Consider the following 18,487-nt stretch of genomic DNA (forward strand, 5'->3'; position numbering starts at 1 on the left):
ACCCAAAATGAGCCAAAATAATACCTATATAATGGCTCTAGACCAAGGTACTACAAGTTCTAGAGCCATTCTTTTTGATAAAAAAGGCAAGATTATCTCAGTCGCCCAAAAGGATTTTAAGCAACATTTCCCCAAAGCAGGTTGGGTAGAACATGATCCGGATGAAATCTGGACTTCCCAGTCATCTGTGATGATAGAATCCCTGGTCAATAAAAAAATCAAAGCAAATCAGGTGGCTGCCATTGGTATCACCAATCAGCGGGAAACGACTATCGTTTGGGATAGAAAAACAGGCAAAGCGATTTATAACGCCATTGTCTGGCAAGATCGCCGAACTGCCAATTACTGTAACGAGCTGAAGGATAAGGGACATTCTGAAATGGTAGTTTCCAAGACAGGTTTGATCATTGACGCGTATTTTTCTGCCACCAAAATCAAATGGATTCTAGATAATGTAGATGGAGCAAGAAAAAAAGCTGAAGCTGGTGAACTTGCTTTTGGAACGGTAGATTCCTGGCTGATTTGGAACCTCACTTCCGGCAAGACGCATATCACAGATATCACAAATGCCAGCCGTACCATGCTTTTCAATATTCATTCGCAGGAATGGGATCAAGAGTTGATGGATTTGTTTGAGATTCCTGCATCGCTTTTACCAGACGTAAAATCCTGCAGCGAAGTCTATTGCGAAACTGCTGGAGATGTCTTAAGCGTAAAAATCCCAATCGCTGGAATTGCCGGGGATCAGCAGGCTGCCCTTTTCGGGCAACTTTGCACCGAGCCGGGCATGGCAAAAACCACCTATGGTACGGGATGCTTTTTGGTCATGAATACCGGCTCTGAAGCGGTCAGATCAAAGAATCAATTGCTTACTACTGTTGCATGGAAAATCGGAGACGAGATCAATTATGCCTTGGAAGGTTCAGTATTTATTGGCGGAGCAGCTATTCAATGGCTTAGAGATGGAATAGGACTTTTGGGTCATGCGAGAGAAAGTGAGCGTTTGGCAGAAAGTATAGATGGAAATGATGGGGTTTACTTCGTTCCTGCACTTTCAGGTTTGGGGGCGCCGCATTGGGATCAAAATGCCAGAGGAGCTTTTTTTGGAATCACCAGAGGTACAGAGAAAGCGCATATGGCTAGGGCGGCTTTGGAAGCAATTGCTTACCAAGTTTATGATGTGCTAAAAGCTATGGAAAAGGATGCCGGCAAGCCAACCAAAGAACTTCGTGTAGACGGTGGGGCTACAGCCAATAATTTTCTGATGCAGTTTCAGGCAAACTTGCTGGATTGCGAAATCAAACGACCAGAGATTATCGAGACCACAGCTATTGGAGCAGCATTTTTGGCGGGCTTAGCAATTGGGTTTTGGGAGGATCGAGATGAAATCCAAGAGCTATGGAATGCTGATAAAAGCTTTACTCCAAGTATGGAAAAAACAGATCGAGATAAATTGATACATTTTTGGCACAAAGCGGTGGAGCGCTCAAAAAACTGGGTTGAATAATGAATGTATATCTAGCAGAATTAATAGGAACAGGTCTGTTACTATTATTGGGTTCAGGAGTTGTTGCGAACATGCTTTTACCAAAAACCAAAGGTCATGGTGGAGGAATCATGGAGATTAGTACGGCTTGGGCTTTGGCAGTTTATGTTGGGGTAGTGGTAGCAGGGCCATACAGTGGCGCGCACTTGAATCCAGCGGTAACTATCGGCCTCGCTTTGACAGGGCAATTTGAATGGGCGATGGCGCCGGGATATATTATTGCTCAGGTTTTGGGGGCAATGATTGGAGTTGGAATAGCTTGGCTGTTCTATAAGGATCATTACGATGCTTCGGATGATGCAGGATTGAAGGCTGCGCCATTTGGCACTTCTCCTGCGATAAGAAACCTGCCTTTAAATTTCTTTTCGGAGGTAGTTGGGACTTTTGTCCTGATTTTAGTGATCCTCTATAACGATGGAGTCGAAATAGGAGACAGCAATAAAACTCCGATAGGCATGGGTTCTCTGGGAGCAATTCCCGTTGCATTTTTGGTTTGGGTAATTGGCTTGGCTTTAGGAGGAACTACTGGTTATGCCATCAACCCTGCCCGTGATTTTGGTCCAAGACTCATGCACTCCATTTTGCCGATAAAAGACAAAGGAAGTTCTGATTGGGGTTATTCCTGGGTCCCTGTTTTAGGACCAATTGTAGGTGCGGCTTTGGCTGCAGGACTATATTTGGTGGCGGGATCTTGATTAATTCTGGAAATTATCTTCGAATACTAAATCCCATTTTATCGGCAAAAATGTAATTTCAGTGATCGTAATCACCAGAAATACGTCTATTTGGTGATTACGATCACCGAATATCCGTTTCTAATGAGAAAAGCCTGAAATCTGGTAAGATTTCAGGCTTTTCTCATTTTGATTAAATAAAGATTATTTCAATATCTCCCGGGCAATTACCATCTTTTGTATTTCAGAAGTTCCTTCGCCAATCGTACAAAGCTTGGAGTCACGGTAGAATTTCTCCACTGGATAGTCTTTGGTAAAACCATATCCACCAAAGATTTGGACCGCATCATTGGAAACGGACACAGCCACTTCAGAAGAAAAATATTTTGCTTGAGCTCCAGCCAAAGTCACTTTTTCTCCTCGGTTTTTGAGATCAGCGGCTTTAAAGATTAACAGGCTGGAAGCCTCAACCTGAGTTGCCATATCAGCAAGCTTAAAGGAAATGCCTTGAAAGGAGCTGATAGGCTTATTGAATTGATGTCTTTCTTTTGAATATTGAATAGATGCTTCCAATGCTCCTTCGGCAATACCTTGGCCTAATGCTGCAATGGAAATTCTCCCACCATCCAGAATCTTCATGGATTGAATAAAGCCATCTCCAACTTCGCCTAATACCTGACTTTCGTGAACAATGCAATCATCGAAAAGCATCTCAGCAGTTTCCGAAGCGCGCATACCCAGCTTATCTTCTTTTCTTCCGCCTTTGAATCCTGAAGTGCCTCGCTCTACGATAAAGGCAGTCATTCCATGGGAATCACCGATTTCACCAGTTCGTGCGATCACTACAGCTACGTCGCCAGAGACACCATGTGTAATGAAGTTTTTAGCACCGTTGATAATCCAAGAATCACCTTCTTTCTTGGCGACAGTTCTCATATTACCGGCATCAGAACCGGTATTGGGCTCTGTCAAGCCCCAAGCGCCTAGCCATTCGCATGTGGCAAGTTTGGGCAAGTATTTTTTCTTTTGCTCTTCATTTCCAAACATCATAATATGCCCAGAACAAAGCGAATTATGAGCTGCCATAGAGAGGCCTATAGATGGGTCAAGCTTGGAAAGCTCCACGATAGCGGTGACATATTCTAAGTATCCAAAACCAGAGCCTCCATATTCAGTAGGAATCAAAACTCCCATGAGTCCGAGTTCGCCTAATTTTTTAAAAAGATCTATGGGGAAATGCGACCTATCATCCCAATCCTTGCGAAAAGGGGTGATTTCTTTGGCTCCAAAATCACGAATCATCTCTGCGATCATTCGCTGATTTTCATTTTGATTAAAATCTAACATGTTTAGCTATTTGGGTTTATCGTCTCTTATTAAGAACCCTAAGATTCAGAAATAGTTTGGAATCAGCAAATTGAAGGATTCCATACTAAATTTTATTTTTAACTCTTTCTCAATCAGATAAATAAGCTTAGAGAGAAATAATCTTAGTATTCTATCTTCATTTAAATTAAACTCCACTTATAATAGAACCTTGCTAGAGAAATTTTTTTTGACTTATTTCCCACCAAACCAATTGTTTATGAATTCATTTTACCGGTTCCTTGGAGTTTTTTCTATTCTTCTATATACGCAGTTTCTCTCTGCGCAGACAACTTCAGAGTTGTTAGACAGCCTCAAAACGGAACTTTCTAAAGCTAAAACCGCCAATGATCGTTCTTTAATACTCTCAGAACTGACTTGGTATTATGTGCCAGTTTCTCAGGATACGGCAATTCTATTTGGAGAGGAAAACATTAAAGTAGCAAAGTCACTCGATGATGCCGCCGTGCTTAGCCAGGCTTACAGCGATTTGGCTTATGCAAATATGGAAAAAGGTGAGTTGATAGAAGCAAAGAAGAATTATCAAGAAGCCTTGAAATTACGCTATCAAACGGGTGATTCTACAAAAATTTACGGCACGATTACAAATCTTGGATCAGTGTATCAGCGTGATTTCCAATCGGACTCTGCCATGGTGAATTACCTTAAAGCTCTAAGTTTTTTTGAACGGACTGGGAATGAGCGTAATGCTGACTTTGTGCGAAATAACATTGGTGTGATTTATCTGGAAATGAGGAATTATCCCAAGGCTTTGGAGATACTGCAGAAGGTCGCAGAATATAGGAAGGCTCAGAATGTAGACTACTTATATGCTTCTACACTTACCAACATTGCCAGTATTTATAAAAACCTAAAGGACTATCAGAACTCAGAAAAAACTTATTTAGAAGCATTGCAGATTTTCATAGAAGAGGGTGATGACTACTACACCGCGACTACTTATAATAATCTTGCAACCCTCTACAATGCCCAAAAATATAGCAAGCTTGCCATTTCCTTTGCAGAAAAGGGATTGGAACTCGCAGCTCAGGTAGGGGCAGATTACGACTATGCTTTATTGGAATCAAATCTTGCGCAGTCTTACCATGACCTCAAAGATTACCCTCAATCCCGGGAGTTTTACCTACGTGCTTTGTCCCACTTCAAAGCCCAAAATGCGGAAGATGATATAGCTACCATGTATCTTTTGATGTCCCCAGTGTATGCAGCGCTGGGTATGCCTGACAGCTCGGCGTATTACACTCAAGCCTATTCTGATCTGAACAAGAAGCTTACCGAGCAGGAAATACAGCAGCTCACGTCTGATCTGGAAGCTCGCTACCAGTCTGAGCAAAAGGATGCTGCTATTTCCCGACAGCGACTCGAACTTCGAAATAAGAATTTTCAGCTTTACGGATCTTTGGTTTTAGCAGTAGTCTTGGGTGTAGTAGGATACTTGCTTTACAGCCAGCAAAAACTTAAGAATCGTCAGCTAGCTCAGGAAGGGGAGTTGAAAATTGCTTTGGCACAAATAGAAACGCAGAATAAACTTCAGGAACAGCGGATGTTGATTTCGAGAGATCTTCATGACAATATCGGTGCGCAACTTACTTTTATCATTTCTGCAATCGAAAATCTCAAGTACTTTGACCCGATCAAGGATACGCTTTCTCATAGATATGACTCCATTGCAGATTTCACCAAGCAAACTATTACCGAGCTGCGGGACACGATCTGGGCGATGAACTCAGGACAAATTACCTTGGGTCAGCTTTCCGCTAGAATTTCAGATTACCTAGAGAGAGCTGGAGTTTCTACACGCGGAATCACCTTTGATTTTGATATAGAAAAAAGTCTGGATCCCAATTTTAGCATGGTTTCATCGGAAGGAATTCAGATTTACAGAATAGTACAGGAGGCGATACAAAATGCTCTCAAATATGCTTATCCTAGCCAAATTACTGTGGCTGTAGCTCAGATTGGTAAGGGTTTCCAACTGGTGGTAAAGGATGATGGGACAGGGTTTGAAGAGTCACAGGTGAAGGCTGGAAATGGGTTGTACAATATGCGAAAGCGTGCCGAAGAGCTTGGAGGAAAGCTCGAGATACAATCAAAAACCGGCAAAGGCACATACGTTACTCTTTTAATTCCGAAAAAGTAAGGTTCGATCCTGAAAGGATTTGATGGGATGAAGCTGGCTATATAGTCCATTTGCCGTATTACCTTGAGCTGTTGGATTAGCTAGTTTTGAAATGCTCCATCTTTTCATCTTTTAATGGTCTTATCCATTTTTGAAAATCATTTACTAAGCCTATTAGTGCTTTTGGTTTTGGGCAGTATTGTACTGCTCCATTACTTGCTTTTCCGTGAATATAGGAGGCAGGATAAGATTCAGAATAAAAGACTTCAGGAAATGGAAGGCTTGGTTCAAAACGAAATAAAACGCTCCCAAGGACTAAGCAATCAAGTAGGAGAGCTCTCCCAAATCAAAGAAAAAACACAGGAACAGTTAGATTTAATAAAGCTTCAAGTCGAGGCAGTAAAGAAGGATTCTGAAAATTGATAGAATGCAAACCAAGCTAAAATGTATTTGTTAATAGTGCGTTTGCCGTATTCTTTACTAGTCCGTATTGATTGATTTTTGATTATCCAAAATCAACCAAAAGCAAATGAAAAACTCCAGGCTATTATTATTCCTTTTTCTCTCACTTTCCATCCTAGCTACTTCCTGCTCAAAAGACGACGATGATCCGGAAGTAGGGGGTTGTAGTACAGTGTGTACAGGAACTATTGCAAGTGGAGAGACCGCAGGAACAGTGGCGCCTTCTATTGTGGGAAAATATTCATTGACCATGCAATACGCTGCTGCCAACAGCCCTTTTCCTGATGGCACAGTTGGTGAATTTGAAGTGTATTCTGATAATAAACTTTACGCTAAGATCGGTGACAAATGTGTGACGATCAGTAACCCAATTCAAAGTGGTACTGCTGAAGTTGTATTCAAAGACAACTGCGTATTCAATCTTAAATTTGGTGTTTCAGAGAAAAATGGAGGTGGCTTAAATGAAATTAATATTGGAAGCAACACAGAGTTTTTAGGGCAATTTCACCTATAATTATTTACGAAAATAGGTCTGTTAACAGAAAAGGCAGGAGCTAACTCAGAGCTCCTGCCTTTTTACTGCTTGTGATTTTGTTTTACCAGAAGATCGGCCCTTTTCCTAAGTACTTTTCAGCTATCGGCAAATAGTAGTCCTTCACATCTTCCAAATCATAGATCTTTGGAGACTTAGTGTACAAATCATATTGGTTAAAATCCAGAATCCACTCTTTGACCTTTGCATCTTGCGGAGCTTCAAATTGGGAGTAACTTCCGCCATTGTGCCAAGGGTAAAAAGAGTGATAGCGAACCATAGCCATTCCAGCTTCAGGGATCGTATTTTCTGAGTGATTGTTTAAAACTTGATAAAAATATTCATCATGTCCCCATGCTAACTGGAGATTGTCCAAGCCACAGCCTTTTTCATAAACTCCCAATTCAGTATTGTAGCGAGGATCTTTCATGTCAGGATTTAGCTCATTGAATTCAGGGTAAACGCAGGTATCCGGTAGTTTTGCTCCAACCACAAACACGTCTCCAACCAGCCCCCATTGCTCGTCCTGGCTCGTTCCGTCCTTATCAGACCCGAACAGATACATCACTTTGCCGAGATCGTGAATCAAACCGACCAACTGCATCCAGTCAGGACGATTGTCAGCACGTAAGGCTTCTGCAGATTGAATTAAATGCTGCACATTAGGCAAATCAAGGTCTGGATCGCTGACGTCAATGAGTGCATTGAGCTTTTCCATCGCATCCCAAAGGTTCATCGGCTTGTCAAACGTTAGATATTTTGACTTCATCCGCTGCACATAATCGTAAGTTTGATACATGCGCATTTTTCTGTAATGCTCTTTCACGGCAGCTTTGATGTCTGCCTTGTTATAATTTCTGAATTCCTTTTCTGTAGTTTCCATAGCCTTAAGCAATTGTACCTAAAATTACATAAATAATTACTGTGATTGCAATCAAAATCCAGCCCAGCATTGTGGCATGTTTCCAAGGAACAATGCTGAGTTTGCCTGAATCTACCATTACAAATGGATTTTTTACTGGAAATTGAGCAGATACCAAATGCATCACAATTAGATTGAGTATAAACTCTATTCCCCAAATATGAACGAAATGGATGTTGACTTTAAGTATCAAATCCATCAAAATGTAGAATGCTAAGCCGAAAACCAATCCTGCTTTGGCACCAGCAGCAGATACTTTTGGGAAAAAGAATCCTGCGATAATCACGGTAGCCATCGGGATAAAGAAGATGCCATTTAGCTGTTGCAAAAGCTGATAAAGCCCTGCCGGTGCATTGGCCACAAAAGGTGCAACTAGAATAGAAACAATCGCCAAAATTGCTGAAACCCACTTTCCTATTCGGACGAGTTGGCCTTCCTTAGCTGATTTCTTGATATAAACTTTAAAAATATCTAGGCTGAAAATAGTCGCTGCGCTATTCAAAGCACTATTGAACGTGCTCAAAATCGCCCCCATGATCACCGCTACAAAGAACCCTGTCATCCACGGCGGAAGCACACGCTTGACCAGCTCTGGATAGACGCTATCCTGGGAATCAAAAAGCGTATCACCGAAATAATAGAAGCCTATAATCCCAGGAAGGACAATCACAAGTGGGATCAGGATTTTCAAAATTCCTGTAAATAATAATCCCTTTTGCGCTTCTTTCAGACTCACCGCTCCTAGTGCTCGCTGCACAATGGATTGATGCATGGTCCAGAAATACAATTGATTGATGATCAGTCCGGTGAAAAGCACTTCGAAAGGAAGAATGGAATCTCTGGATCCCGGACCGATCGAAGGTTCCTTGCTGATCACATTAAACTTCTCGGGAGCATTATTAAAGACCTTCACCAAGCCATCTATTACATTTCCATCTCCAATATCCCAAAGTGCAAAAATAGGAACAAGCAAACCGGCGATCAGCAAGCCGAAGCCATTGATGGTGTCAGTGTAAGCGACCATTTTTAAGCCTCCAAAAATCGCATAAACTGCTCCGATTACTCCCACCACGACTACTGTAAGCCAAATTCCTTCTTTTTGTGTGATCCCGAGTGTTTCCGAAATCCCAAAAATTGATTCAATATTTATCGCTCCTGTATAAAGTACAATTGGGAGTAAAGTGACGACAAATGATGTGATAAGTAAAAGCGAAATCAGCGCCTGCGTCATTTTATCATACCTTTTTTCCAAAAACTCAGGAATGGTAGTCAATCCCATTCTCAGGTATTTTGGGATAAAGTACAGTGCACCGATCACCAAAGCGATGGCTGAAGTGACTTCCCAAGCGATAATGATCGCTCCGTTTTTATAGGCTGATCCATTCATTCCTACCAGGTGCTCGGTGGAAATATTGGTCAGCAACATGGAACCGGCGATGACTACGCCGGTCAAACTTCGACCACCTAGAAAATACCCGTCTTGGGTGGCGAGATTTTGCTTGCGAAGCATCCACGTGGAGTAGATAGCTACGAAGCCTGTGAATGCTAGAAAACTGAAAAGAGTAAGCAATTATTTTGGGTTGTGTGGGTTTATTGAAATTGTATTCTGGAAAAATAGGAAAATAGAACGGGTAGACAAAAGTTCCGGTGTTATCTAATGATCAATAGCAAATTTCCCTTTTGATGAAGTTAAAGTGTCAAACACAAGGTTAGGTCTATTCTGAAAAATGATACTTACCTCATTCAGGATTCTTTGGTCCCTACAGACATTTTTGGTTTAATGAGATGGATTAATGATATTGAAGTAGGTTTCTTTGGATTAAAAACTATAGTCATAAGGAATTTCATTACTGCTTTTATCTGAAATAGTCCAATTTTTTCTTCTATCCTATGGTAGCAACACTCAAAATAGAGCAATCTCAAAGGGTTGTAAATATCGTTTTCCAAATTCTTTTAATCCTTATTCTCATCTTTGGAAATATTTCTACAATAGCTATTCCTCGAGGGATCATTGGATGGCAGATTTCCCATTTTTTCTTGATCGCTGTAGCGGATTTTTATGTAGATGACTTCCGGGAACCAAAATTAAAATACAGTCTATTGCTATATGCTGCTTTTGCAGTTTTTATCCTATTTAGTCTTTCTGAAAATGTTTTTGATAAACTCTATATTCGTTTGCATGGTGCCATCCTGATTTTAGGGAATCTATTAGGGAGGAAGATAGATAGGCCGTTTTGGAAGCATATTACGGTAGTGTATTTGCTGATCCTCTGCGTGTATGAATATCGCAACAATGAAATGACGCAGGATTTAATAACTATCAGTGCCTACTCGGTTGTTGCAATTTTGATTTTAGGTTTGGTTGAAAAACTTTCCGAGCGTCATAAGAATTTTTGGATGCTGCATTCAAGTTTATTATTTGTTTGGATTATTTATCAAGGGCCATATTACAGAGAAGCATTTGTGTTTTTAATAGGAGGTACAGCCTACGAATTGACGAAGCTTTTTATCAATGAGCTGGGATTCAATTTTGTTTTTAAAAAGGATAAAGGAAGTATGGGCTAACCTGATGACGATTGGTTTTATAGCTCTTTTGATTTCCAGTTTTAAATTCAGGATGCATTACTTTAGTGAATTCAATTAGCTGACGATAATGAAAAAAATAATGAAAACTGCTTCCTTAATTATATTGATGTTCTTGGCTTCCCTGAGCAGCTTTGCTCAAGATATCACCGGCCAGTGGAATGGAGCACTGAAAGTTCAGACTGTCCAGCTTCGGTTGGTTTTTAATATTGAAAAATCAGAAAGCGGCTATAGCGCGACCATGGACAGTCCTGATCAAGGTGCATTTGGGATTCCAGTGACTTCAACCAGTTTTGAAGATGGTACACTGAAAATCTCGATTACCAACGCCAATATAAAGTACGAGGGAACACTAGGTGATGACAATGTTATCATCGGGGTATTTACTCAGGCGGGTCAGGCCTTTCCTATGAATCTGTCCAGAGAGGAAATAGAAAAAGTAGTAGCAAAAAGACCACAGGAGCCTCAAAAACCATTTCCTTACCGCTCTGAAAATGTGATTTTTGATAATAAACAGGCGGAAATATTACTGGCTGGTACACTTACGATGCCCGAGCAAGACGGGATATACCCAGCGGTGGTGCTGATCTCAGGGTCTGGTCCGCAAAATCGTGATGAAGAATTAATGGGGCATAAGCCTTTTTTGGTTTTGTCAGACTATCTGACTAGAAATGGGATTGCTGTTTTGCGCTTTGATGATCGAGGCACGGCAGCTTCCACAGGTGACTTCAGTGCTGCTACTTCTGTTGACTTTGCTACTGATGTAGCTTCGGCTGTGCAGTATTTGCAGTCAAGACCGGAGATAGACAAAAGTAAAATAGGTCTTGTCGGGCATAGTGAGGGCGGGATCATCGCGCCTATGGTGGCGGGAGATTCTGATGACATTGACTTTATCGTGTTGCTTGCGGGGACTGGAATTCGTGGAGATAAACTACTTCTTGCGCAACAAACACTGATCGGGGAAGCTGCCGGGATGAGCCCCAATCAGCTTGAAGAAAATGAGATGATCAGCAGGAAAGCTTTTGAAATCATGGTCAAAGATCAAAGCGATGAGGAACTTGAAAATGGTATCAAAGCCTACATGACTCAGGTGTTTCGCAATATCCCGGTAGAAAATGTGCCCGGAGGTATGACCGAGGCGGAGTTTGTTGCAGCTCAAGTGACCCAACTCACCAGTCCTTGGATGCAATATTTTATCAAGTATGATCCAGCTCCAGCTTTGGAAAAGGTAAGCTGTCCGGTGTTGGCGATCAATGGAGAAAAAGACCTCCAAGTCCCACCGAAGGAGAACTTGGAAGCAATCAAAGCTGCCTTAGCAAAAGGAGGAAATACGAACGTGACTACGGTGGAACTGGCCGGGCTGAATCACTTATTCCAGGAAGCTGAGACTGGCTCACCTAGCGAGTATGCTGAGATAGAGCAGACCTTCTCACCAAAGGCGCTTGAGGTGGTCACGAATTGGATCAAGGAGCAGGTGAAGTAATTAACTCCATAAATAGCTTCTGACTTATGTTGATATAGCAAAATCTTTGCTTGTCGGCGGTACCTCCTTCTTCCCCTTCAGCCCCACTTTCCACATGCCATGTACATCCACGGCGAAGGTGCCGAATTCCTCTACGACCTTGCCTCGCATTTTGTAAAATCCTTGGCCCTGAAAAGGAAAGCGCTTCAACGAAGGAGGAAAATGCACCGTGTCCAGCCAGTCTCCCTTGGGATCTAGAAAAGTCCCAAAAGCCATGTGCTCCCGGTGTATCGTTCGTACGTCTTTCGTGACTACGAGTCGACCGAGAACTTCCACATTTTTCCCTAATAACTGTGGAAGCTGCTCTGCCAGAACAGTTCCTTTGCCATCGTGAGCACAAAGACGGAACATGTCCGTAAGCGCAAAACCCAGCACATTGATCTCGTCTAGCGCGTCTTCCAGCGGGTAATCAGGAAAATCCGGTAGGGTAAAATCCATGGGAGGTTCCTTGAAAAGCGCCGGAGAATCAGGAATAGACGTGAGATGTTTTTGGGCGAAATTGGCTTTCCAAAGCAGTTTTTTCTTTCCCAAACCTGTAAACTCAAATGCCCCCACACTGATCAGAATATTCAGTTGCTCCGGACCGGCATGCGTGCGCTCGATAAAATCCTCCAAACCCAGGTAATCTCCATTGGCCTGCCTTTCTTCCAAGATCAAATCGCAGAGCTTCTTTTCCAATTGCTGTACATGGATCAAGCCTACGAAGACCTCCTCCCGAATGATGTTGGTTAGGTACTCACTACGATTGACACAGGGTGGGTTGACCTTTGCTCCGGTGCGTTTGAGTTCATGGAAATAGAATTCGGTGCTGTAAAATCCTCCAAAGTTATTGATCACCGCCACCATAAATTCCATGGGGAAATAGGTCTTCAGGTACAGACTCTGGTAGCTTTCCACTGCAAAAGAAGCTGAGTGCGCCTTGGAAAAGGAATAGCCGCCGAAAGATTCCATTTGCCTCCAAACTTCCGCTGCGACGGTGTCATCATGCCCAAGTTTGGTGCAGTTTGCAAAGTACTTTTCCTTGATCTCATTGAAGCGATTGTGCGATCTGTACTTGCCCGACATGGCCCGACGCAGAATATCCGCCTCGCCCATATCCAGTCCTGCGAAGTGATGTGCAACCTTGATCACATCTTCCTGATACACCATCACGCCGAAGGTTTCTTCCAGCAGTTCCTTCATTTTAGGATGCAGGTAGATGATCTTTTCGGGATCGTGAAATCGCTCGATGTATTGCTTCATCATCCCCGACTGCGACACGCCTGGTCGTATGATGGAACTGGCCGCTACCAGTGTGAGGTAATCGTCACATTTGAGTTTGGTGAGGAGCTGGCGCATGGCCGGACTCTCGATGTAAAAGCAGCCGATCGTATCTGCTTTCCGGATTTGCTCGGCGACTTTGAGGTCGCTCATGAACTCTTCTACCCGATGGATATCGATGTCGATTCCCCGGTTTTGCTTCACCAGTCGGATGGCTTCCTTGATATGTCCCAATCCGCGCTGACTGAGGATGTCAAGTTTGAACAGGCCGATTTTCTCTGCCAAAAACATATCGATCTGTGCCGTGCAAAAGCCCTTTGGAGGAAGTTCGTTGACCGTGTATTGATAGATAGGCTTCTCGGAAATCAGCATCCCGCCCGGGTGAATGGAAAGGTGATTCGGGAAATTCTCCAGCAACTGTCCGTACTTCAGAATCGTGCGCTGGATTTTATCCTCATTCATCGGCTGATCCTTGCCTCGGACGAGTTGGTCGATTTCTTCTTTTGGCAGACCAAAAACTTTCCCCAACTCACGGATCACGGCTCTGCGCTGAAAGGTGCTGTACATTCCCAGCAGGGAAACATGATCTTTGCCGTAACGCTTGAAAATGTAATCGATCACTTCATCCCGGTCTTTCCAGGAGAAATCTATGTCAAAATCCGGAGGGGAAGTCCGGTGAGGGTTGAGAAATCGCTCGAAATACAAGTCGAGTTTGATCGGATCCACATCGGTGATTTTCAGGCAATAAGCTACAATGGAATTGGCGCCACTTCCTCGCCCTACGTAGTAAAAGCCACGATTTTGCGCATAGCGGATCACGTCCCAAACGATCAGGAAATACGCATTGAAATTTAGATCATTGATGATTTTCAGTTCTTTGATTACCCGTGCTTTGGCTACAGGATTATTGCCATAGCGATAGTGAAAGCCTTCCATGGCAAGCTTTTCCAATAAAATCCGGTCGTCTTCCCCGCTCGCGCTGTAGTGTTTTTTGTTTTTGTCAGTGCTCAGCTCTGTTTTGATTTCACAGGACTCGATCAGCTGTAGCGTGTTGCTGATCATTCCGGGAAAATTCCGAAAAGCACTCATCAACGCTGCTTCCGAGACAAACATTTCATCCGGGGAGGCAAAGTCATTTTCTCCCAGTTTACTGATCAGCGTATTTTTGCCGATGGCTCGAAGCAAACGATGAATATTGAAAGCCGTTTTGTCTTGAAAAGTCACCGGATGTCGGATGATGTATTTCTTGGGAAAGGCTTCCACCTCCTGCTTTTTCAGGCGATTCAGCTCGCTCGCCAATACGCCGATGAATTCATGTTCTTTTAGGTTTTGCGCAGCAAAGCTTCCAAACGGATAAATAATCAGTACCTCTGAAAAGCAGTCAGGTCGCTCAGGGAAAGCTAATTCCTGCTGTAAATGCTGAGACAAAAACCGATTGATTTCAAGAAGTCCCGCATCATTTTTCGCCAATAAGGTATAGCAGAAAACATCGGCGTTTCGGATTTCTGTTCCGACAATGGGTTTGATGTTTTTTACCCTACAGAAATCCACGAAATCCCAGCTGTCTGCCGTGCTGTTGATATTGGTGAGGCCAAGAGAGGAAAGGCCGCGCTCGGCTGCAGCATCCACGAGTTTCTCGGTGCTGAAGGTACCGTAGCGGTAGCTGAACCAGGTTTTACAAGTAATAAACATTTTAGGCGCGGGTTAGGGTGATGGCTCGAGTGAGGCTTTTTTCGCCGTAGCGGTTTTTGATCCAGTCGATGGCTTGGTACAGGTTTACACCTTCTTCGGTGTCTTGGAAAAGGTCGATCTGCTGATTTCCCTGTACGAGATGACTGACTTTTACACCGACCAGCCGCACGAGCATTCTCCGGTCATAGAGCTTGGCAAAGAGTTCCTTGGCTCTTTCCAGCAGTACTTCATCCGAACTGGTGTACGATATAATGCATTGACGGCTGACCGTGTCGAAATTTGCATAGCGGAGCTTTACCGTGATGCAGCCACAGAGCTTGCGTTTTTGGCGAAGCTCAAAGCCGACTTTCTCCGTCATTCGCACGAGCTGGCTATTGAGAAAAGCCATGTCGATGGTGTCCGACTCAAAGGTGTTTTCCGTGCCAATGCTCTTTTGCTCGGTGTATGGAATGACCGGTGATTCGTCAATTCCATTGGCTTTTCGGGAAAGGTCGATTCCCCATTTTCCCAGGAGATTTTGCATCATTCGGGGTGGGATTTCGCTGAGTAAGCGGATGTTTTCCACACCCATTCGCTCCAATAATGTGGAGGTTTTTTCGCCTATACCCGGCATTCTTCGAATTGGAAGTGGTGCTAGGTAGGGTTTCTCTTTGCCGAAAGGAATAGTCGTCTGCCCGTTCGGTTTGGCGTCATGGGTGGCAACTTTGGATACGAGTTTGTTCACGGCCAAAGCGCAGGAAATCGGTAAGCCAGATTCCTTGACGATCTTTTCGCGCAGTTCTTTGGTGAATTTTTCGCAGCCAAAAAAGCGATCCATTCCTGTCATATCGATGTAAAATTCATCGATGGAAGCCTTCTCCATCAGCGGAACCTGTTCCTGAATGACTTCCGTGACCAAGCGCGACTGCTGGCTGTAGCTGTCATGATCGCCTTTGATATAAAATGCCGAAGGGCAAAGTCTCCGCGCCAGCTTCATAGGCATGGCGGAATGCACACCGAATTTCCGCGCCTCGTAACTGCACGAAGCCACTACTCCCCGGTCGGAACTGCCGCCGATGATGACGGGTTTTCCCTTTAGCGCTTCGTTTTTCAACCGCTCCACAGACACAAAAAACGTGTCCAGATCCAAATGCACGATATGCCTTTCCATTTCTCAGATTACTTGCTATATTTGATAGTATTAGTATCATTTTATTGTCATTAATTGTATCGAATAAAAATGGGAAGTCAAAGCTTTTTCTGGGCGGGCAATCTGAAATTTCTCAGAAAGCGACGCAAATTGAGTCAGGATATGCTGGCTGAAAATCTTGGCATGACTCGCGCCAAACTGAATGCGCATGAAAATGGACATAGCAAGTCACCGGCAATCGAGGATTTGTTGTTGTGTGCGGATTATTTCAGGATGAGTGTGGATACGCTGCTTCGGGTGGATTTGTCCAAACTAAGTGAACTGAAGATCCGTGATCTGGAAGCTGGAAATGATGTGTTTCTGAGTGGTTCGAAAGTTCGGATTCTCGCCACCACTGTGAGCTCAAGTAATGAAGACAACATAGAACTTGTTCCGATCAAAGCCAAAGCAGGGTATTTGGGCGGTTTTGGAGATCCGGAGTATTTGAGCACACTGCCGGTGTTCAATTTGCCAAATCTGTCAAAGGATAAAAAATACCGCATGTTCCAAACCGAAGGGGATAGCATGTTGCCGATAGCAGATGGGGCTTATGTGATTGGTTCGTATTTGTCCGAGTGGAGGCTAGCCAAAGAAACTCCCTGCGTGGTGGTGACGGCAAGTGAGGGGGTCAGTTTTAAGATGTTAAGTTTTCAGGCGGAGGAGAGAAGCTTTTTGCTTCGTTCGCTAAATCCAATTTACACTCCTTATAGGGTTCCTGCAGAGGAAATCCGTGAGATATGGAAGTTTGAATATTATATGAGTGATGAGTTTCCGCAGGAGCCGCTGACGTTGCAACAAGTTGGGATTGAAATTTCGGAGATTAATAGGAAGTTGGGGTTGATGCAGAAGGGAGGGGAGCTTTGAGAGATTATTTCTCGCGACGACGCAGCGAATGAGTTAACCTTTGAGGTCTTTTTTTGACCTCGAAGGTTTCGTCTAGATGATTAATCTCCCGCTCCCGACAGCTGTACGGGAGGCGCGAAGGCAGGTTTTTTGAGGATATATTTTTTAATACAGATCCTGCCTTTGGCACTCTTTGGTTAAGATGATCATCCTAAACCCAGAATTACATTCTGGGCTTTTATAGACCTTGCCGTTGGCAAGGGATTGGAAGTCCCAATACGCGTGATGATTGTTGGATTGAAGCTATGTGAATAGCAATAGATCAATGTGTGTAAGCAGTATTTTATCGACCCTAGTGCGCTTTTTGTGCCAACGGCACAACCATTAACAGCCCCGAATACAGAGAAGCGAAATTCTGGGTAAAACCAATTCGAAATCACTAGGAGTGCCAAAGGCACGATCAGTTCTACAGCATATTAATAAGTGAAATTTCACTAGTTTTGCCCTTTAGCCAATCGCTAAATCCAATCGTAACACCCTTTAATTTTTATACCTCAGTCTTGACAAAACCACTTTCTTCTCAATCACTCCTAATCACTGGGATTATTTTGGTTTCGATCAATTTGCGCACCTCGATAGCATCGGTTGGTCCACTGATTCCATTTATCCGGGAGGACTTGGGTTTATCCAATGGCTTGGCGGGATTTCTCACAACACTTCCTCTGTTGACGTTTGCGACATTTTCGCTTTTTGCTCCAGGAATAGGAAAGCGACTGGGAATGGGAAGAGCCGTGTTTTTGGGAGTTGCTATTCTTACTGCTGGCGTGATCCTTCGTGTGTTGGGAGGAATTGAGTTAATGCTCTTTGGCACAGCTCTGACTGGAATAGGGATCGTGATTGCCAATGTGCTGCTGATTCCTTTGATCAAAGTCAGACTGCCGGAGAAGCTAGGCTTGATGACAGCTTTGCTGGCTACGATGATGTCGCTTTTTGCTGCGATTGCTGTAGGTATGAGTGTGCCGATTGCGGTGGATTGGGATTTTGGATGGCGGGGATCTTTGGCGTTTTGGGCTGTATTTATGGTTTTGGCGATGATACTATGGATTCCACAACTTCAGCGACCTAAGGCAAGTCTCACTGAAGTCACCGATCCTGCAAAAAATGTGTGGAAATCCAAGTTGGCCTGGCAGATCACTATTTTCATGGGCTGTCAGTCCGTGATGTACTTTACCATGGTGACCTGGTTGCCGGATATGTTGATTTCCCGGGGTTGGACTCCTGCTCAGGCGGGTTTTGTGTCTTCGATGATGCAGGTGATTTCTCTACTTGGATCTTATTTCGCTCCGAATTTCCTGATCAAACTCAGGGAGCAAAGTGGAGTCGTATTAGCTGTGGGAGTAGCCTATGTGCTAGGTTATTTAGGTTTGTTTGTAGAAAACGAGTGGGTGACTTATGCTTCGCTGGGAATCGTAGGGATTTGTATGGGATCGAGTTTGAGTATCGCTTACACACTCATTGCTTTGCGTACCGCTGAGGATCAGACCACTGCCAAGCTTTCAGCAATGGTGCAGTCTTCTGGTTATTATTTGGCAGCGTTGGGACCTTTTCTTTTTGGCGTGTCGCTGGATCTTTTTGACAACTGGAATGTGCTGATTTTCTTCTTGTTATTCTTTGCTTTAGCCTTTACCTTTTTCGGGGTACCGGCAGGAAGAGATAGCAAAATCTAATTCCAAATATTATTTCGTCCTTCATGGAATAGGGTGTAATTTTGCGCTCAA

At 43.5% G+C, this 18,487-nt stretch carries 14 protein-coding genes; 9 read left to right on the top strand and 5 right to left on the bottom strand.

Features of this window, described 5'->3' with window-relative positions; all coding sequences use genetic code 11:
• Nucleotides 1-7 precede the first annotated feature (7 nt).
• Together glpK and QOL76_RS07220 are read left to right on the top strand one after the other, a co-directional pair.
• Entirely contained in the window at nucleotides 8-1,507 is a 1,500-nt protein-coding gene (gene glpK, locus QOL76_RS07215) for a glycerol kinase GlpK (protein WP_283412362.1), read from the top strand.
• A complete protein-coding gene (locus QOL76_RS07220) occupies nucleotides 1,507-2,241 on the top strand; it encodes an MIP/aquaporin family protein (protein ID WP_283412363.1) in 735 nt (244 codons plus the stop codon). The genes glpK and QOL76_RS07220 overlap by 1 nt, the downstream gene beginning before the upstream one ends.
• A 183-nt stretch (nucleotides 2,242-2,424) precedes the next feature.
• Here the strand turns inward: QOL76_RS07220 and QOL76_RS07225 are convergent, their stop codons facing one another.
• A complete protein-coding gene (locus QOL76_RS07225) occupies nucleotides 2,425-3,567 on the bottom strand; it encodes an acyl-CoA dehydrogenase family protein (RefSeq protein WP_283412364.1) in 1,143 nt (380 codons plus the stop codon).
• A 238-nt stretch (nucleotides 3,568-3,805) separates the two neighbouring features.
• On the opposite strand from QOL76_RS07225, the gene QOL76_RS07230 reads away from it, so the two are divergent.
• From QOL76_RS07230 to QOL76_RS07240, 3 genes are all read left to right on the top strand, one after another.
• Nucleotides 3,806-5,746: a tetratricopeptide repeat-containing sensor histidine kinase gene (locus QOL76_RS07230; RefSeq protein ID WP_283412365.1), complete on the top strand. Its 1,941-nt coding sequence runs from the start codon at nucleotides 3,806-3,808 to the stop codon at nucleotides 5,744-5,746.
• A gap of 114 nt (nucleotides 5,747-5,860) precedes the next feature.
• On the top strand, nucleotides 5,861-6,148 hold the full coding sequence (locus QOL76_RS07235) for a hypothetical protein (RefSeq protein WP_283412366.1): 288 nt from the start codon (nucleotides 5,861-5,863) through the stop codon (nucleotides 6,146-6,148).
• Nucleotides 6,149-6,254: 106 nt separating this feature from the next.
• Nucleotides 6,255-6,701, top strand: coding sequence for a hypothetical protein (locus QOL76_RS07240; protein ID WP_283412367.1), 447 nt, complete (start codon nucleotides 6,255-6,257; stop codon nucleotides 6,699-6,701).
• 82 nt (nucleotides 6,702-6,783) lie between these two features.
• Here QOL76_RS07240 and QOL76_RS07245 read toward each other — a convergent pair whose 3' ends face one another.
• Together QOL76_RS07245 and QOL76_RS07250 are read right to left on the bottom strand one after the other, a co-directional pair.
• On the bottom strand, nucleotides 6,784-7,602 hold the full coding sequence (locus tag QOL76_RS07245; RefSeq protein WP_283412368.1) for an inositol oxygenase family protein: 819 nt from the start codon (nucleotides 7,600-7,602) through the stop codon (nucleotides 6,784-6,786).
• Nucleotides 7,603-7,606: 4 nt separating this feature from the next.
• Nucleotides 7,607-9,211, bottom strand: coding sequence for a solute:sodium symporter family transporter (locus QOL76_RS07250; RefSeq protein ID WP_283412369.1), 1,605 nt, complete (start codon nucleotides 9,209-9,211; stop codon nucleotides 7,607-7,609).
• A 320-nt stretch (nucleotides 9,212-9,531) separates the two neighbouring features.
• On the opposite strand from QOL76_RS07250, the gene QOL76_RS07255 reads away from it, so the two are divergent.
• The gene (locus QOL76_RS07255) at nucleotides 9,532-10,206 is read left to right on the top strand and encodes a hypothetical protein (RefSeq protein WP_283412370.1); all 675 of its coding nucleotides are present in this window, start codon (nucleotides 9,532-9,534) and stop codon (nucleotides 10,204-10,206) included.
• Nucleotides 10,207-10,294: 88 nt separating this feature from the next.
• On the top strand, nucleotides 10,295-11,707 hold the full coding sequence (locus QOL76_RS07260; RefSeq protein ID WP_283412371.1) for an alpha/beta hydrolase family protein: 1,413 nt from the start codon (nucleotides 10,295-10,297) through the stop codon (nucleotides 11,705-11,707).
• Between the two features lie 24 nt (nucleotides 11,708-11,731).
• Here QOL76_RS07260 and QOL76_RS07265 read toward each other — a convergent pair whose 3' ends face one another.
• Both QOL76_RS07265 and dinB read right to left on the bottom strand, forming a co-directional pair.
• Entirely contained in the window at nucleotides 11,732-14,698 is a 2,967-nt protein-coding gene (locus QOL76_RS07265; RefSeq protein WP_283412372.1) for a DNA polymerase III subunit alpha, read from the bottom strand.
• Nucleotide 14,699: 1 nt separating this feature from the next.
• Complete coding sequence (gene dinB / locus QOL76_RS07270; RefSeq protein WP_283412373.1) at nucleotides 14,700-15,848, bottom strand: DNA polymerase IV; 1,149 nt, start codon at nucleotides 15,846-15,848, stop codon at nucleotides 14,700-14,702.
• A gap of 69 nt (nucleotides 15,849-15,917) precedes the next feature.
• Here dinB and QOL76_RS07275 point away from each other — a divergent pair, with 69 nt between their 5' ends.
• Both QOL76_RS07275 and QOL76_RS07280 read left to right on the top strand, forming a co-directional pair.
• Nucleotides 15,918-16,730: an XRE family transcriptional regulator gene (locus tag QOL76_RS07275; protein WP_283412374.1), complete on the top strand. Its 813-nt coding sequence runs from the start codon at nucleotides 15,918-15,920 to the stop codon at nucleotides 16,728-16,730.
• Between the two features lie 539 nt (nucleotides 16,731-17,269).
• The gene (locus QOL76_RS07280; RefSeq protein ID WP_283412375.1) at nucleotides 17,270-18,436 is read left to right on the top strand and encodes a CynX/NimT family MFS transporter; all 1,167 of its coding nucleotides are present in this window, start codon (nucleotides 17,270-17,272) and stop codon (nucleotides 18,434-18,436) included.
• The last annotated feature ends 51 nt before the right edge of the window (nucleotides 18,437-18,487 follow it).

Origin of the sequence: Algoriphagus winogradskyi, from assembly GCF_900182815.1 — a bacterium.
Taxonomy (GTDB): Bacteria; Bacteroidota; Bacteroidia; order Cytophagales; family Cyclobacteriaceae; genus Algoriphagus; species Algoriphagus winogradskyi.

Coding starts and splice junctions, on each gene's coding strand:
- glpK (WP_283412362.1), top strand. CDS start 8: ATGAGCCAAAATAATACCTATATAATGGCTCTAGACCAAGGTACTACA.
- QOL76_RS07220 (WP_283412363.1), top strand. CDS start 1,507: ATGAATGTATATCTAGCAGAATTAATAGGAACAGGTCTGTTACTATTA.
- QOL76_RS07225 (WP_283412364.1), bottom strand. CDS start 3,567: ATGTTAGATTTTAATCAAAATGAAAATCAGCGAATGATCGCAGAGATG.
- QOL76_RS07230 (WP_283412365.1), top strand. CDS start 3,806: ATGAATTCATTTTACCGGTTCCTTGGAGTTTTTTCTATTCTTCTATAT.
- QOL76_RS07235 (WP_283412366.1), top strand. CDS start 5,861: ATGGTCTTATCCATTTTTGAAAATCATTTACTAAGCCTATTAGTGCTT.
- QOL76_RS07240 (WP_283412367.1), top strand. CDS start 6,255: ATGAAAAACTCCAGGCTATTATTATTCCTTTTTCTCTCACTTTCCATC.
- QOL76_RS07245 (WP_283412368.1), bottom strand. CDS start 7,602: ATGGAAACTACAGAAAAGGAATTCAGAAATTATAACAAGGCAGACATC.
- QOL76_RS07255 (WP_283412370.1), top strand. CDS start 9,532: ATGGTAGCAACACTCAAAATAGAGCAATCTCAAAGGGTTGTAAATATC.
- QOL76_RS07260 (WP_283412371.1), top strand. CDS start 10,295: ATGAAAAAAATAATGAAAACTGCTTCCTTAATTATATTGATGTTCTTG.
- QOL76_RS07265 (WP_283412372.1), bottom strand. CDS start 14,698: ATGTTTATTACTTGTAAAACCTGGTTCAGCTACCGCTACGGTACCTTC.
- dinB (WP_283412373.1), bottom strand. CDS start 15,848: ATGGAAAGGCATATCGTGCATTTGGATCTGGACACGTTTTTTGTGTCT.
- QOL76_RS07275 (WP_283412374.1), top strand. CDS start 15,918: ATGGGAAGTCAAAGCTTTTTCTGGGCGGGCAATCTGAAATTTCTCAGA.